Below are 13,128 nucleotides of genomic sequence, written 5' to 3'. Positions count from 1 at the left end.
GCAAAACTCATAGTAGCCCGAACGGCGATTTTTGTAAATCCTGCGCTTAGGACACGATGCGCACGTACGGAGCGCGCGCGAAAAAAAGCACGAAGAGTTTTATAAGTCCGTAGATCGCATTCATCATCGCTCCCGTAAAGGGTGCAAAAAACGGCAGGGCGAGCGAAAGCGCAATGCAGACGATACCCGCATAGATGAACACGGTTATAAGAGGCGAAACGAGTGCCGTCGCAACGATGCCGACGGGCATAAAGGTTCCGAAAAGCGAAAGCGTTACCGGAGCGGTGAGCGCCTGTGCGCCGAGGGATGCGGCAAGAGGAGCGGAGAGTTTTTTAGGCAGAGCGCGGATCAAAAAAATATTCAGCGTTTCCGAAAAAAGCAAAATACCTAAAAGCGCACCGTACGAAAGCATAAAAGCCGCACTCAAAATATGAGCGGGTGCGATCAGAGCGTGCAGACAAAAAGCCGCACACAAAATCAAAACCGTATCCGCCCCTGCGATGCCGCACACGGAACACAAAAGGAGCAGCACGCTGCATAAAAACGCGCGCAAAAGCGACGGCGAAAAGCCCGCAAACCACACGAAAATCGATACGGCGCAAAACTGAAAGATATAGGATTTCGTTTTTCCGAAGAGCCTCATACCCGCAAAAAGCGCGATGCCCGACACGAGCGACAAATGCATGCCCGAAAGCGCGAGGATGTGAGAAAGCCCTGCATTCCGAAACGCGGCCGAAAGTGCAGCTTCGGTGTATTCACGGGAAGCCGAAAGGAGAGCAAGCAAAAGTCCGCCCGCCCCGCCCCACGCGTACATGAGCCGTCGGAACTGAAGACGGGAGAGCGCTCGGATATGAGCGAGTTTTCCGGCAAAAGATTTTTCCCGGCCCAAACTTTCCGCTTTCGAAACGAAAAAAACGCCGTTCTTTCCCGTCCTTCCCGAAAGGAAAAGGCGCGCGCCGCTTTCGCAGAGCACGGCTCCTTTTCCGTAAGAAGCCGAATACAGTTTTCCGGGAAAATACGCTTCGACCGTTTTTTCATCGATACATACCGCCAAGCGTCCGCGGCACGAACTTTTTGCGCCGCACTTCGATACGGCAACATCGGATGCAAATTCCGCGGAATAAAATCCCGTACGCTCCGATTTTACGGGATTTGAAACGAGCTTTCCGGACATCGAAACGATATCGCTCTGCGGAATGAGGGATGAAAATGCGTGACGGTCTTTGACGGGGACGATGCGGCCGTATACCAAAACCGATGAGATGAGCGCAGCACAAAAAAGAGGATGATAAATTCTTTTTCCGATCACCATTTAAGCCTCGCGAGGGCATCGCGGGCGGCGGCAATCACCGGTTCGGAATAGTTGACATAAGTCACGTACAAAAGCGTATCGAACGACGATTTATTGCCGATCCTGCCGAGCGAGCCGATTAAAGCGAGGGCAATCGTTTCCGACACTTTTGCCCCGCTTTCGGTTTGTCTGTTCAACGCCGCAAGGTAGGAAGCAAGGCGCGACGAAGCGTCGACCGGTGCGATTTCGGCAAAAGCATATATCGTTTTTGCGAATTCGCCGTCGGTCATAACGCCCGCCTTATATTCGCGTTCGGCAAGATCGAAAAATGAAACGACCGCCGGAACCGCCCGCGTCCACTTGTTTTTTACGATAACGTCGAGCGCATCGACTTGCAGGGAAACCGTTTCTCTCGTTATCGACGAAGCGTTGTTCGCTATATATATCGTCTCCGAAAGCACATTTTCGGCAATTTCCGATTGAAACGACGCAGGTGTTTTTTTATTTTTAATAAACAAATCGAACAGCGGACGTATATCGCTTTTGACGTTTCCTTCGCGGATAATACCGACAATCTGAGGAAACGATTTATCGGCAAGAAGGGCGAGCGCATCGTCGATATCCTGCGTATATTTCGGCCATTTTTGCTCTTTGCGGCATGAAAAAAGAAGCGCAAAGGAACGGCTGTCCCCTATTTCTGAAAGCGCCTTTACGGCGGCTTTTACGACGGCATTTTCGTTTCCGGAACCCGGAGTGACGGCAAGATAATCGTGCAAAAGGGTTATGCAGGGTTCCGTCGGAAGCAAATCGCGGAGAGCTGTCGTTTTATTGAGGACTGCAATGCGCACCGTATCGCTTGAAAAAAGCGAAAAAAGTTTTACCAACTTTTCCGAAACCGCTTCCCGTCCCCCGTAATCCAGAGAAGCAAGCGAATCGGCGGAAAGCGCGGTGATGCCCGAAAGCGCAAGCGTGTCCAAATCACGGTCGTTTCCGAGCAGCGCTTTGTGTTCGAGCGCAAAATCTATGGCCGCACGCGAAAGAAAAGCCGCATCTTCTCCCGAACTTTCCTTTACCGCAGCGGTTTTATCGGCAATATTGCCTTTGACGAACCGTACGCGAAGGGGAGCCGAAGAAGCAAAAGAGAAAGCGCATAAAAGCGCGGTAATTGTTCCGATAAAACACTGCTTTATTTTCATACCTGTCAAAATCCTCCGCACGAATAAAACAACTTCGTTCGCTTATTCGTTACCGAGCATATCTCCGATAAGCGAATCCGTCATATCGGGAGGATCCGTGTCTGAAAGTTCAAACGCAAACTTGTCACCGTCCCCTTCCGATTTTTCATCATCGATATCGTCCGCTTCCGTCTTGTCCTCATCGTCCGTAAAGTTTTCGTATTCCGAAGACGCTTCGGAATCTTCATCCGCCGGAAAAAGTTCGTACGCTTTGCGCTCTTCGGGCGACATGATATTATACACGAAACTCAAAATTTGGTTTTTCATCTGCGGTTCGATATGTACGCATTCGAAATGGAGACGCGACTGATCGATGCTGCTGTTGTATTCGACCGTGCGGACGATGCCGAACATGATTATCAATTTTCCGTCGATGGTAAACTGCATTTTCAGCTGAATATTCGGCACGCCTTTTCCGCCGATCCTCACCATCGCTCCGGATTCGGATATGTCTTCGATAAGGCAACGGTATCCCGACTGCGTTTCAACTCTGTTGTAGTCGATAACTTTATCTTTAATAATAAAAAGGCTTGCGTATATATTGCACTTTGTACGGATCGCGCGCCGTTTTTGCGTGCGTAAAAGTTTTTCCGTGTGCTTGAGGTAGAGTACCGCTTTGCCGAAAAATACGCCGCTTCCGATCACCGTCGTGTCGAAAATATAACGGGCATCGCCCGTACGCCACAAGTACACGCTTATCGATTTTCCGATCCAATCTTTGCCTTCGACGCTCATCTGTCCGTTTTGCAGCGGAATGCTTACCGTAAGTTCCCGTGCGTTATTGACGATCTTCGATGCAAACACGCCTTTTCCCGCAAGCACGATCCGCAAACGAAGTCCGCTTTCAAAGGCCCTCGTAGAGGAAAGTCCCCGTTTGTCCGACGCTGCGGATTCGATATGCGTACGGTATGAATAGAGTTTTGAAAGAAGGCGCTGCATACCGCCGTCTCCCGTTTTGCCCGCGCGATCCGCTCCCGATTTGATTTCGGATATGCAGCGCGAAAGCGAAGGCATAGACCAAAAAAGTGAAAGAGGATCGTTAAGACCGCATACGACGGCCGTCTGCCACAAAAGACTTATTTCTGAAAACGAAAAACGGGAATCGAAACCGGTCGTAAAGAATTTAATTTTTTTTTGATATTTCCGTAGGAGTTTTACAGCGATGATAAAAACCGCAAAAACGGCGAGAATTCTCAGGATATACACACAGGCCTCAATATTATATAATATTCGATTGTATCACAGATCTGCGGATTTTCATAGTATACGGATATGGACATATCGATAAAACTGCGGCGGAACATGATCTTTGCCGCATCTTTATGTTTTTTTGTCATTCCCCCGCTTTTCGCCGGTGCGGCGTCCGCCCGCGTTTTTTCGGCGTGGACATTTCCTCTAAAGCCGCTGCTCTATGCACTCTTTGCATTTGTACTCGTCCGTTTTTCCTTTCCGCCTTCCTCACCTATAAAAGGCGATGCATTCCGTTTCGTCCGGACAGGCTGGACGCTGGCAACTTTCGGCGCCCTGTGCGTCATCGCTTCCGTTATAGAAATTATCGTCCGACTTTCCGGCGGCAAAGAAAGCCTCGAACCCGCCATCCCTTCGTCGATCGCGGAAACGTTTTTTTGTATCGTCAATTTTGCATGCGCTTCGTTTTACGAAGAAGCGCTCTACCGTCTCTATCTTCCGGAAAGCATCCGTGCGGTTTTGGAAGATCTTTTACCGAAACGAATAAACAAATCGGAACATGAAAATACCCTGCAGGAAAAAAATGCGGTAAACGAACACGGATCTCGCAATATTTTTTTGATTTCCGAAATCAGTGCCGTTTCTTTTTTTGCGCTTTCTCACCGCTATTTGGGTTTACCCGCAGTTGCAAACGCGTTTTTTGCGGGAATCGTACTGCGTATTTGCTGCAAAAAAAGCAAAACCTTGTGGACAAATACGGCCGCTCATTTCGCATACAATATGCTTTCCCTCATTTTGTTCGCACTCATACGATAGAGCTGTCCGAAAGTTTAAGTTTAAAATCGCAATTGTAATCAGTCGATTACATACATCGATAAAGGGAGGACGTCGAAAAACAGTCGTCTTTCGAGCGCTTTATCCCGCTAAAAAAGGGCGAGAATTTTTTCGAGCGTCCATGTACTTACGTAAACGCGATAGCGGTAATCGAAGCGGCTTCCGGTAAGGGTATTTTCAAACGAATCGAAAAAAAGCGGAACTTTTCCGTCCCTCGCATTTTCGGCGTGCATCGTAAAAGCAAAACCGCTTCCCGTTTCAACCGAAAGAGAAAAAACGGTATGACGGGGACTTTTTTCATCTTCAAAATCCCCCATGCCTCCGTGCCTGAGAGAAGCGAGCTGCGAAACTTTTTCGGAAAAAAGCTCTTGCCCGGCACGAAGAATTTTTCCCTCACCGCGCGAGCTTATCGTTAGACGGAGCGCTTGAATATCGGAAGGACGGATCGCACCTTCTTCGGTATTTTGCGGAATGATATACGGATCGAGCCAAAAGTCGGCATCGCTTCGCATAAAAGAAAAAAAATCGTTTCCGATTTCATAAAAAGCGTACTTCGTTTTTCCGTCTTCGATTCGCACATAAACCTTCGTTCCGTCGAAACTCATGCTTAAAACGTCTATTTTTATAGACAAGTTAAGATTATTTTTAAGTAATATCGAAAAAACGGTTTTATTTTTGCCAATTTTATTGATAATATTGCTGTTTAAAATAATAGACAACTTACGAACCTTTGTTAAATATTGTATAAGATTTTTAACTTTTTCGCTTTCGGCGGGAAAAATATCGCTTTTTGCAAAACCGTACCATACTCCGTTTTTTTTATAAAGTACGGTTCTTTTATCCCCGCCCGTAATTTCGATTTCATCAAGCGACGGCGCGTATTTTTTATTTATAAGCGGAGTACGCATCGTTTTTTCGGCGCGCGGAAAAAACGATGCGGCATACAGGGCGATAAGACAAGCGAGGATACAGTATAAAACTATCCCTACGCGTTTTTGCGCCGCTTTTGATTTTCCGAGACGGCTTTCCGCTTTTTTCGCCGACAGGCGACACGCATCTGTGTCGATACGTGTACAAGTTTCGCCGGAAAGTTTATTCGGCATAAAAAACTCGGCCTTCCCTCCGTAAAGGAGCTTCCCGAACGGCGGCGGGAAAGCCCAAAACGCAGTGCCCGATACCTTCGAATTCGCCTGCAATGCCGAGTTCTTTTAAAATCGCTTTTCCTTCATCGCTGTCGAATTCTTCCCGTGCGCGATGAATCCAGCAGCTTCCGATTTTAAGCGCATGTGCGGCAAGCATCATATTTCCGATAACAAGGCTCCCGTCGTAGACGCGGTTCGGCCAATTTTTATCCGCAAGCACGATGAGGACGACGGGCGCTCCGTAAAAAGGATCGAAGCCCTCCTCCCAGCCGCCTACTTTACGATTCATTTCCGACAATCTGTCACGGAGTTTTTTATCCGTGACGGCAACGACGACAGGCACTTGCTTTCCCTGAGCGTTCGCTGCGCACAGTCCCGCGTCGATAACGCAGTCGATGATTTCTTTAGGTACGGCGTCGCTTTTGAAACGCTTCGTACTCCGCCGCTTTTTTATGGCATCGATGATTTCGTTCATAGTCGTTCCCCCTTGCACTTTACAAACATATTCCGTGTGCATTATAACACGAGCGGACGCCGAAAGCAATTTGTCGGTACGCTGCGGGCAAACCCCTTTTGTAACTATAGACAGTGCCGTATTTTTAATATAAGATGGAAAACAAAATGCTATGACAATTGACGAATTTCTGCACTACTACAAACGAAATTTTCACCGGACAAGCTCATTTTTCGTAGGCTTTATTTTAATGCTCGTTGATGCGGCAGCCCTTATGCTCAGCATCGGAACGAGTTTTTTTATCATCAATGCCATAAACAATGCCTTTATTAATTTCCGCTCTTTTGTCACGTACAGCGTCTATTTGCCGCTCATACTCATCGTGTTTTATGCGTCGGGGCTGTATCCGGGCATTATGATTTCTCCCGTCGAAGAAATCAAGCGATTCGGCATCTGTACCTTTTTCAGCTTTGTCGGTATCGCCATAAGTATTTTCGTCGACACGAATACGGAAAGCATTGCGGTTGCAGTTGCGCTCATGCTTGCGGTGCCGATTGCGACCGTTTTTTTACCGATTGCGCGGCAAGCCGCCCGCTTTGCATTCGGCCGGTATCGATGGTGGGGTTTGCCCGCCGTCATCTATTGTACGGGTTCAAGCGGAGACGCGGTTATAAACCGTATGATCGAGCGGACGGATTTGGGGTATAAGCCCGCCGTCATCATAAACAGCGGCCGCATAGCTGCAAACCTTTACAGTGGTATTCCCGTATTTTCTCCGAGCGAAGAACTGCTTCGGCTCATCAAAACTTTCAAAATAAAAGCCGCGATTCTATGCGATTACGGTGAAACCGACGTATCGGATATTATGCAAACCTATCGATATACGATCACCGTTTCAAAACATCAAACGAGATCCGTATCGGGTTCTCCTCAGATAAAAGACATCGGCGGTATCGTCGGTTTCGCATCGACCCACAATCTCACAAAAAAAACGAATCTTTTTGCAAAACGCCTCATCGACCTCTTGCTCATCCTCCTTTCGTTTCCGATCGTTTTGCCCGTTTGTGCCGTCGTTTCGCTTATAATCAAGCTTACGTCTCCCGGCCCCGTCTTTTACGGGCACCTTCGTGTCGGAAAAAACGGTAAATCGATTAAATGCTGGAAATTCCGCTCCATGTGCCAAGATGCGGATAAAAAGCTCGACGAAATTCTCGCTCATAATCCCGAAATGCAAAAACAATGGGAGCGGGATCGGAAACTGGTCGACGATCCTCGTGTAACGGCGGTCGGAAAGTTTATCAGAAAAACGAGTATCGACGAACTGCCGCAGTTTTTGAATATTCTTACAGGAGAGATGAGCTTTATCGGTCCGCGTCCCGTTACCCAGGGCGAACTTATCAAATACGGAGAGCAGGCGGACTATATCCTTTCGGTAACGCCGGGACTTTCGGGTATGTGGCAGACATCGGGCAGAAGCGACACGGAATATGAAGAACGCATTACGCTCGATACGTATTATATTCAAAACTGGTCGGTATGGCTGGATATATGGCTCATCATTAAAACCGTGTGGGTCGTATTCAAGAGAAAAGGCGCCTATTGATATGAAACGATATATCGCCCGTGCCGCCGTTTACCTTTTGCTTTCGTGCTTCGCTTTTTCTTCATCTTACCGGATAAACTCCGTCCGCTATATCATCGACGGTAAAACAAAAGAAGCGAGCGTCGAACGCGAAGTAAAAATGGACAAAACGACCGTGTTTCCGGATGAAACGGCATTTGCAAACTATATCCGAGATTACCGGCAGCGTCTTTTGAATACGCGCCTTTTCGACGAAGTCGCCGTCGATTATGAAACAAAGCTTATCGACGAAGAAAACGATTTGTACGGTGCGGGTGTGACGGTACGGCTGCGTGATTCGTTTCACTTTATCGGCATGCCTTATCCGAAGTATGATTCGAACACCGGCTTTACGCTCAAGCTCAAACTGAAAGATAACAATTTTTTCGGTACTATGAACGATATGTCGGCCGATATCAATTTTTTGCTCGAACGCGATGACGACGACCGCGAAATGAAGCATCTCATCGACGATATGGGTCTGACGGCCGGTATCAATTTTTCTTTCGATCTTCCTTTCAAGCTTTTTAAACTCAACGCTGCGTGGACAAACAGTTACAGCATTTCATATACGATCGGACATTCGTCTCCCGAATGGAACGCTTCGACGGGCTTGGATTTTTCCGTACCGTTCGGATCGCGCACATCGCTCGACTTTTCTTTTGCGCAGGGTTTTACACGGAATTTCGACTATAAAAAATACGGAGACGATATTTATTTTACGGAAAGAGGTACGATATCGCTTCCGGTAGTTCTCCAGCGGATCGAAAACTGGGGAGACGTCAACTATACACCGTATGTGAGCGGAAAATACTACTGGGATTTTAACGGCATAAGCGATTCCAATTCGGATCTCGCAGGTCCCCAGCTTGCAATCGGACAGACGCTCGGCACGTCGCGCATCAATTGGAAAAACAATCTGCGCACGGGCCTATCGATTTCGACAACGCAGTCGTTTACGTACATTGCTCAGGAATCGAAACTGCAGCCGAAATTTTCCGTCGAATTGCAGATTTTCAAAGGATTCAAAAGAATCGGCATTGCAAGCGACGTGTATTTTTTTCTCATGGCAAACAGCATGGAAAACATAGGTTCGCGTTTGCGCGGTATTCGGGATAAACAGTATTTCAGCGCTTCGTCGGGACACGCCGATTCTTATGCGACCAAAACGTCCGGCGCCCTTGTCGTCAATCTCGACTTTCCCGTGAGGATTTTTTCGACCTGCTTTGAAAAAAACAGAGTGCTTCGAAAGCTCAATTTTGAAATGCAGCTTTCACCCTTTATCGATTTTGCGCTTGCAAACAATAAGGCGACGGGTACGAGTTTTTCACCGAAAGACGGTTTTTACACGGCGGGTTTGGAGATGATCGTATTTCCCGAAAGCTGGAAAAGCATACAAGTCCGGGCGAGCGTGGGTTTGGATGTCGGAAGTTATCTTTTGAAAAATCAACTGAATATGAATTGGAGAAGCGACGTATCGCCGTATGAAGTATCGGTCGGCATCGGGCTGCATTATTAAAAGTTTTCGGCTGGGTATTGAAATGCGGAGGTAAAAGATGATTGACGACAGCGAAATACACGGAACGGTTTTATATGAAGACGATGAACATCGATTCATTTGGCTCGGATCCGAAAGCAAATACCGAAAGGGTGCGGTGCAGACCATGCAGTATCTCATTATCGATCACGGCAGGGGTGTTTTGCTCGATCCGGGTGGAGTACATCTGTTTTCGCGCGTCGTAACCGCCGTCAGCCGCTTTATATCGGTCGAAAAAATAGACACGATCTTTTTTTCGCATCAGGATCCGGACGTATCTTCGGGCATTGCGCTGTGGCTCGGCATTACGAATGCAAAAGTATATATTTCCGATTTGTGGATACGTTTTTTACCCCACTTCGGTATCGTCGATACTAACCGTATCGTCGGTATTCCCGACAAAGGCGGCGAAATCACGCTTCCTTCAAATTCGAAACTGCGCTGCATACCTTCTCACTTTATGCATTCGCCCGGACAATTCGGGCTCTTTGACGAGCGTTCGGGTATTTTATTTACCGGCGATATAGGGGCGGCGGTATTCGATGAAACGAACGAAACCGTATTCGTCGAAGATTTTGACGCGCATGTTCCGCTCATAAAAGATTTTCACGTGCGTTATATGGCGGCAAATAAAATCGTACGGCGCTGGACCGATTATGTGAGAGCTCTTTCTCCCCGTATGCTCGCGCCTCAGCACGGAGCCATCTATAAGGATGAAAATGTGGACAAGTTTTTAAATTGGCTCGGCGGACTCGAATGCGGTATCGATTTTATAGATGCGCTTTTTTGATTGAAGGCGGAGCATGATGAGCGAAAACGGCGAAAATGAAATTATCCGGAATTTTTCCGATATCGTAGATAAAACGGTCGTACGCTACAATAAAAGCATCGTACTCGATTTTGTAACGACGCACTCCTTTGAAATCATCGATGAAGCGGTAGTGCAGCTGCAAAAAGGCTTCGATACGATTTTAGCCTCTTTCGAAGAGATACAGGCAAGCGGCAGCGCTTCCTCTTCGAACACCGCGCGCGTCAACGCGATGATGGGCGATATCGTAAATACCAACAAAAAGTTGCAGGCGGAAATAAACGAGCGCGTAAATGAAATCGAAGAAGCATCGGTAAACGCAAAAAATGCCGCGGCAAGTTTCGAACTTTTGAAAAAGAAAACATCCGACGTCGCAAATATGCTTGCAGGCATTCAGGACGTTTCGGTAAAAACCGGCATTCTTGCAATCAATGCGTCCATCGAAGCCGCACGTGCGGGAAAAGTCGGAAGCGGTTTCAGGATCATCGCAAACGAAGTACGCACTTTAGCGACGCAGACCGGCGATTCGACAAAAAAGATCGAAGCGAAACTTGCCGAATTCCGCGAAACGGTCGATGAAATCAATAAAAGCATGACGCTGTTTATAGGACTTTTTTCTCGCTTCCAACAGTCGTTTACCCAAGTTTTAAACAATTTCAATCAAAACGCTTCGACACTCAACGAAGCGGGAAATTCCCTTACCGAAATCGCATCGGCGGCGCACGAACAGACGCACGCGATGGAAGACGGTTTGCGATCCCTCGAAAAAGTAAACGATTCACTCCACGATACGCACGCGATCCTCGACGTCATTCAGACAAGCCATTCTTTTTTGGATACGCTTTTGGATCAAAAGCAATAAAGATACACGAAAGAGGCGCCGCTTACTTGGCTTTTTTTTCGGCTTTTGTGCGCTTGCGCTTCATGGCGATAATGCTGAAGTTTACGGTCTTTTCCGTTTCCATACCCGGCTCGAGATCGACCGCCCAGTGCATCGCGGCACAGAGCGTCATCGCTGCGGGAACGGCTTTGCCGCCGGCTTTTTCGGGGCGGTGAAATACGATCGGCATAAACGAAAAGCCGCAGCTTTCGTTCGGTTCGAACACAAACGAAAGCGAATTTTCGGAATCGGAGATTTGAACGGCTGAAACGTCCGAAAGGACGCCCGACGGAGCAAGAGATGTGGACGCTTTTGCCGAATCGCTTTCAAATTTTTTATCTCCCGACGCGATTTCGATCGTATACGGAGTAAAGCCCTCCGTATCGTAATTCGTTTGAGCGATATTCGATTCGACGGTAAAATTCGTTCGAAGCGCATCTTTGCTTTCGTTTTTGACGATGTACTGCAGCGTAAAACCGTTCGCATTCGCGCCGTACTTTTTACGTACGGAAAGCGCCTGCTTTTTTTCGCCGATTTCGATCGAAGAAAAAAGCTGGACTTCTTTATGCTGCGGAGAAAATTTTTGCTCCGCGTATCGATTATTTGCAAACGAAGTTTCCGGCAGAGATTTACCTTTTACGTATTCTTTTACATCCGCATCGGAAAACGCATAATCGATAAAAAAAGATCTGGTGTAAGCGTCGTTCAAGCCGTCAAAAGCTTCCACGCGCTTCAAATTGTCCGCATAATTCCCCGATCGCTGCATGACGTCGAGTTCGCAGAGCGCTCCTCCTTCCCTCGTTATACATGCCGTAAAACCCGCCATGCGGAACATATATTCGTCGATACCGTCGGCGTTATAATCAAAGCGTGAAGCCGATTCTTCGAAATCGCTGCATTCGCGTATGATCGTTTCGGCTTCGGAAAGATTTTTAAAGGCGTCCGTACGGTACGAAGCGCATACGGGAAACATAGCCCCCGTATATACGAAACCTTCGCCGCTTTGAGCTTCCCAAAGTTTTTCACGCGCTACTTTTTTACGCGCCTTATCGCCGTGGCACTGATTTACGAGCATACTTACATAGAGCATTCTATTCGAAAGCGAGCGGCTTTCGGGATAGGTTTGGAGAAAATCGTAAATCGTAACGGGATAGCCGTCGTTTTTGGAAACTTGAATATACGGCGTTTTTGCCCACTGCGCGATTTCCGCGTCGATGCCCGCCGTGATAAAAGCGGGAACCCTCGCGTCCGCCGTTTTCAAATATGCGCCCGGATATGAAAATCGCAGCGTATCGGAAAAGTTTGCACAAGCGCATTCGGAAAGTTTTTGCAGATACCCCGAATGCAAAAGTTTTTTGAACTCCTCATGCGTGAAATGAATGTCTACAAAACGCTCCGAAGCCAAATCGTCGTATGCGTCTCCCCGTGAAGTTTTTTTGACGGCGGCGAATAAGGAAGTCAAATACTCTTCCGGCGAAACGTCGGAAACGGGTTTGTGTTTTTTATAGACGGGAACTATCGTTACGGATTTGCCGCGGTCGAACATGATAATCGGCAGATAGCACTGCTTTGCGGGCGGAATAAGGGAGCTGTCGAGCGCGAGGTATTCCATGCCGCTGGTTTGAAAGCTCGTTACAAGCGACGCATCCCAGCTCGAAGCGCACAGCGTCATGCCTCGAGGCCGCTTGCCGAGAGTCTGCCGGATTTCGGCTGAAAGCAATTCGATTTGATCGGTACGATCTTTGGGATACAAAAGCGGAAAAACGGGATTGTAAAATCCTCCGCCGAAAACTTCGATCTGCCTGCGCGAAATGAGCTCCTGCAAAAGCGCAAGAAATTCGGGATGTTTTTTTTTGAAAAACTGCAATTCGTTTCCGGTAAATGAAAAAGCCATGCGGAAATCCGGATGGGCGTATAAAAATTTCGCAGCCGGTTTATATACATCCGCATAATCGTTTTCACAGACGGAAACCGCCTTGCCGGCCGGTGTTGACTCGAGGCCGAAACAGATACACATCGCCTTCACTTTGGCTTTAAAACTCCTTTCGCTTATTTTATACCATCTTTGCCATATTTTAAAGTCCTTTTTTTACATTTTTCAATACTAATTTAAGAATTTACTTTTCAATTTTTTTCGA

11 protein-coding genes are annotated in these 13,128 nt (G+C 47.5%); 5 read left to right on the top strand and 6 right to left on the bottom strand.

Annotated features, from left to right (window positions below; all coding sequences use genetic code 11):
• Positions 1-46 precede the first annotated feature (46 nt).
• Genes H9I35_RS01285 through H9I35_RS01275 form a run of 3 tightly spaced genes read right to left on the bottom strand, consistent with a single transcriptional unit; the run spans position 47 to position 3,732 of the window.
• Complete coding sequence (locus H9I35_RS01285; protein WP_187419866.1) at positions 47-1,312, bottom strand: ComEC/Rec2 family competence protein; 1,266 nt, start codon at positions 1,310-1,312, stop codon at positions 47-49.
• The gene (locus H9I35_RS01280; protein ID WP_187419865.1) at positions 1,306-2,487 is read right to left on the bottom strand and encodes a hypothetical protein; all 1,182 of its coding nucleotides are present in this window, start codon (positions 2,485-2,487) and stop codon (positions 1,306-1,308) included. Before H9I35_RS01280 ends, H9I35_RS01285 begins: the two co-directional genes overlap by 7 nt.
• Positions 2,488-2,529: 42 nt before the next feature.
• Positions 2,530-3,732: a flagellar brake protein gene (locus tag H9I35_RS01275; protein WP_187419864.1), complete on the bottom strand. Its 1,203-nt coding sequence runs from the start codon at positions 3,730-3,732 to the stop codon at positions 2,530-2,532.
• Between the two features lie 66 nt (positions 3,733-3,798).
• Here H9I35_RS01275 and H9I35_RS01270 point away from each other — a divergent pair, with 66 nt between their 5' ends.
• Entirely contained in the window at positions 3,799-4,530 is a 732-nt protein-coding gene (locus H9I35_RS01270) for a CPBP family intramembrane glutamic endopeptidase (protein WP_187419863.1), read from the top strand.
• 107 nt (positions 4,531-4,637) lie between these two features.
• Here H9I35_RS01270 and H9I35_RS01265 read toward each other — a convergent pair whose 3' ends face one another.
• Entirely contained in the window at positions 4,638-5,651 is a 1,014-nt protein-coding gene (locus H9I35_RS01265) for a hypothetical protein (RefSeq protein WP_187419862.1), read from the bottom strand.
• Complete coding sequence (locus tag H9I35_RS01260; protein WP_187419861.1) at positions 5,641-6,165, bottom strand: nitroreductase; 525 nt, start codon at positions 6,163-6,165, stop codon at positions 5,641-5,643. Before H9I35_RS01260 ends, H9I35_RS01265 begins: the two co-directional genes overlap by 11 nt.
• A gap of 151 nt (positions 6,166-6,316) precedes the next feature.
• Between H9I35_RS01260 and wbaP the strand changes: the two genes are divergently transcribed.
• The 4 genes from wbaP to H9I35_RS01240 are packed head-to-tail and all read left to right on the top strand — an operon-like array spanning position 6,317 to position 10,972.
• Positions 6,317-7,747 carry an undecaprenyl-phosphate galactose phosphotransferase WbaP gene (gene wbaP / locus H9I35_RS01255; RefSeq protein ID WP_187419860.1) on the top strand — a complete coding sequence of 477 codons (1,431 nt, stop codon included), beginning with the start codon at positions 6,317-6,319 and terminating at the stop codon, positions 7,745-7,747.
• A 1-nt stretch (position 7,748) separates the two neighbouring features.
• Positions 7,749-9,284, top strand: coding sequence for a BamA/TamA family outer membrane protein (locus H9I35_RS01250; RefSeq protein WP_187419859.1), 1,536 nt, complete (start codon positions 7,749-7,751; stop codon positions 9,282-9,284).
• A 37-nt stretch (positions 9,285-9,321) separates the two neighbouring features.
• Positions 9,322-10,092 (top strand): oxygen-binding di-iron domain-containing protein, encoded by a 771-nt coding sequence (locus H9I35_RS01245; RefSeq protein ID WP_371809458.1) that lies wholly within the window; start codon positions 9,322-9,324, stop codon positions 10,090-10,092.
• Positions 10,093-10,108: 16 nt separating this feature from the next.
• Entirely contained in the window at positions 10,109-10,972 is an 864-nt protein-coding gene (locus H9I35_RS01240) for a methyl-accepting chemotaxis protein (protein WP_187419858.1), read from the top strand.
• A gap of 22 nt (positions 10,973-10,994) precedes the next feature.
• Here H9I35_RS01240 and H9I35_RS01235 read toward each other — a convergent pair whose 3' ends face one another.
• Entirely contained in the window at positions 10,995-13,007 is a 2,013-nt protein-coding gene (locus tag H9I35_RS01235) for an alpha-amylase/4-alpha-glucanotransferase domain-containing protein (RefSeq protein WP_256397997.1), read from the bottom strand.
• Between the last annotated feature and the right edge of the window lie 121 nt (positions 13,008-13,128).

The sequence above is a fragment of the Treponema sp. Marseille-Q4132 genome, assembly GCF_014334835.1.
GTDB lineage: Bacteria > Spirochaetota > Spirochaetia > Treponematales > Treponemataceae > Treponema_D > Treponema_D paredis.
Note: the sequence above shows the minus strand (reverse complement) of the source record. Positions and strands in the feature narration are given on the sequence as shown.

Bases quoted from the DNA above. Each gene is read 5' to 3' on its own strand.
- H9I35_RS01285 (WP_187419866.1), bottom strand. From the start codon at position 1,312: ATGGTGATCGGAAAAAGAATTTATCATCCTCTTTTTTGTGCTGCGCTC.
- H9I35_RS01280 (WP_187419865.1), bottom strand. From the start codon at position 2,487: ATGAAAATAAAGCAGTGTTTTATCGGAACAATTACCGCGCTTTTATGC.
- H9I35_RS01270 (WP_187419863.1), top strand. From the start codon at position 3,799: ATGGACATATCGATAAAACTGCGGCGGAACATGATCTTTGCCGCATCT.
- H9I35_RS01265 (WP_187419862.1), bottom strand. From the start codon at position 5,651: ATGCCGAATAAACTTTCCGGCGAAACTTGTACACGTATCGACACAGAT.
- H9I35_RS01260 (WP_187419861.1), bottom strand. From the start codon at position 6,165: ATGAACGAAATCATCGATGCCATAAAAAAGCGGCGGAGTACGAAGCGT.
- wbaP (WP_187419860.1), top strand. From the start codon at position 6,317: ATGACAATTGACGAATTTCTGCACTACTACAAACGAAATTTTCACCGG.
- H9I35_RS01250 (WP_187419859.1), top strand. From the start codon at position 7,749: ATGAAACGATATATCGCCCGTGCCGCCGTTTACCTTTTGCTTTCGTGC.
- H9I35_RS01245 (WP_371809458.1), top strand. From the start codon at position 9,322: ATGATTGACGACAGCGAAATACACGGAACGGTTTTATATGAAGACGAT.
- H9I35_RS01240 (WP_187419858.1), top strand. From the start codon at position 10,109: ATGAGCGAAAACGGCGAAAATGAAATTATCCGGAATTTTTCCGATATC.
- H9I35_RS01235 (WP_256397997.1), bottom strand. From the start codon at position 13,007: ATGTGTATCTGTTTCGGCCTCGAGTCAACACCGGCCGGCAAGGCGGTT.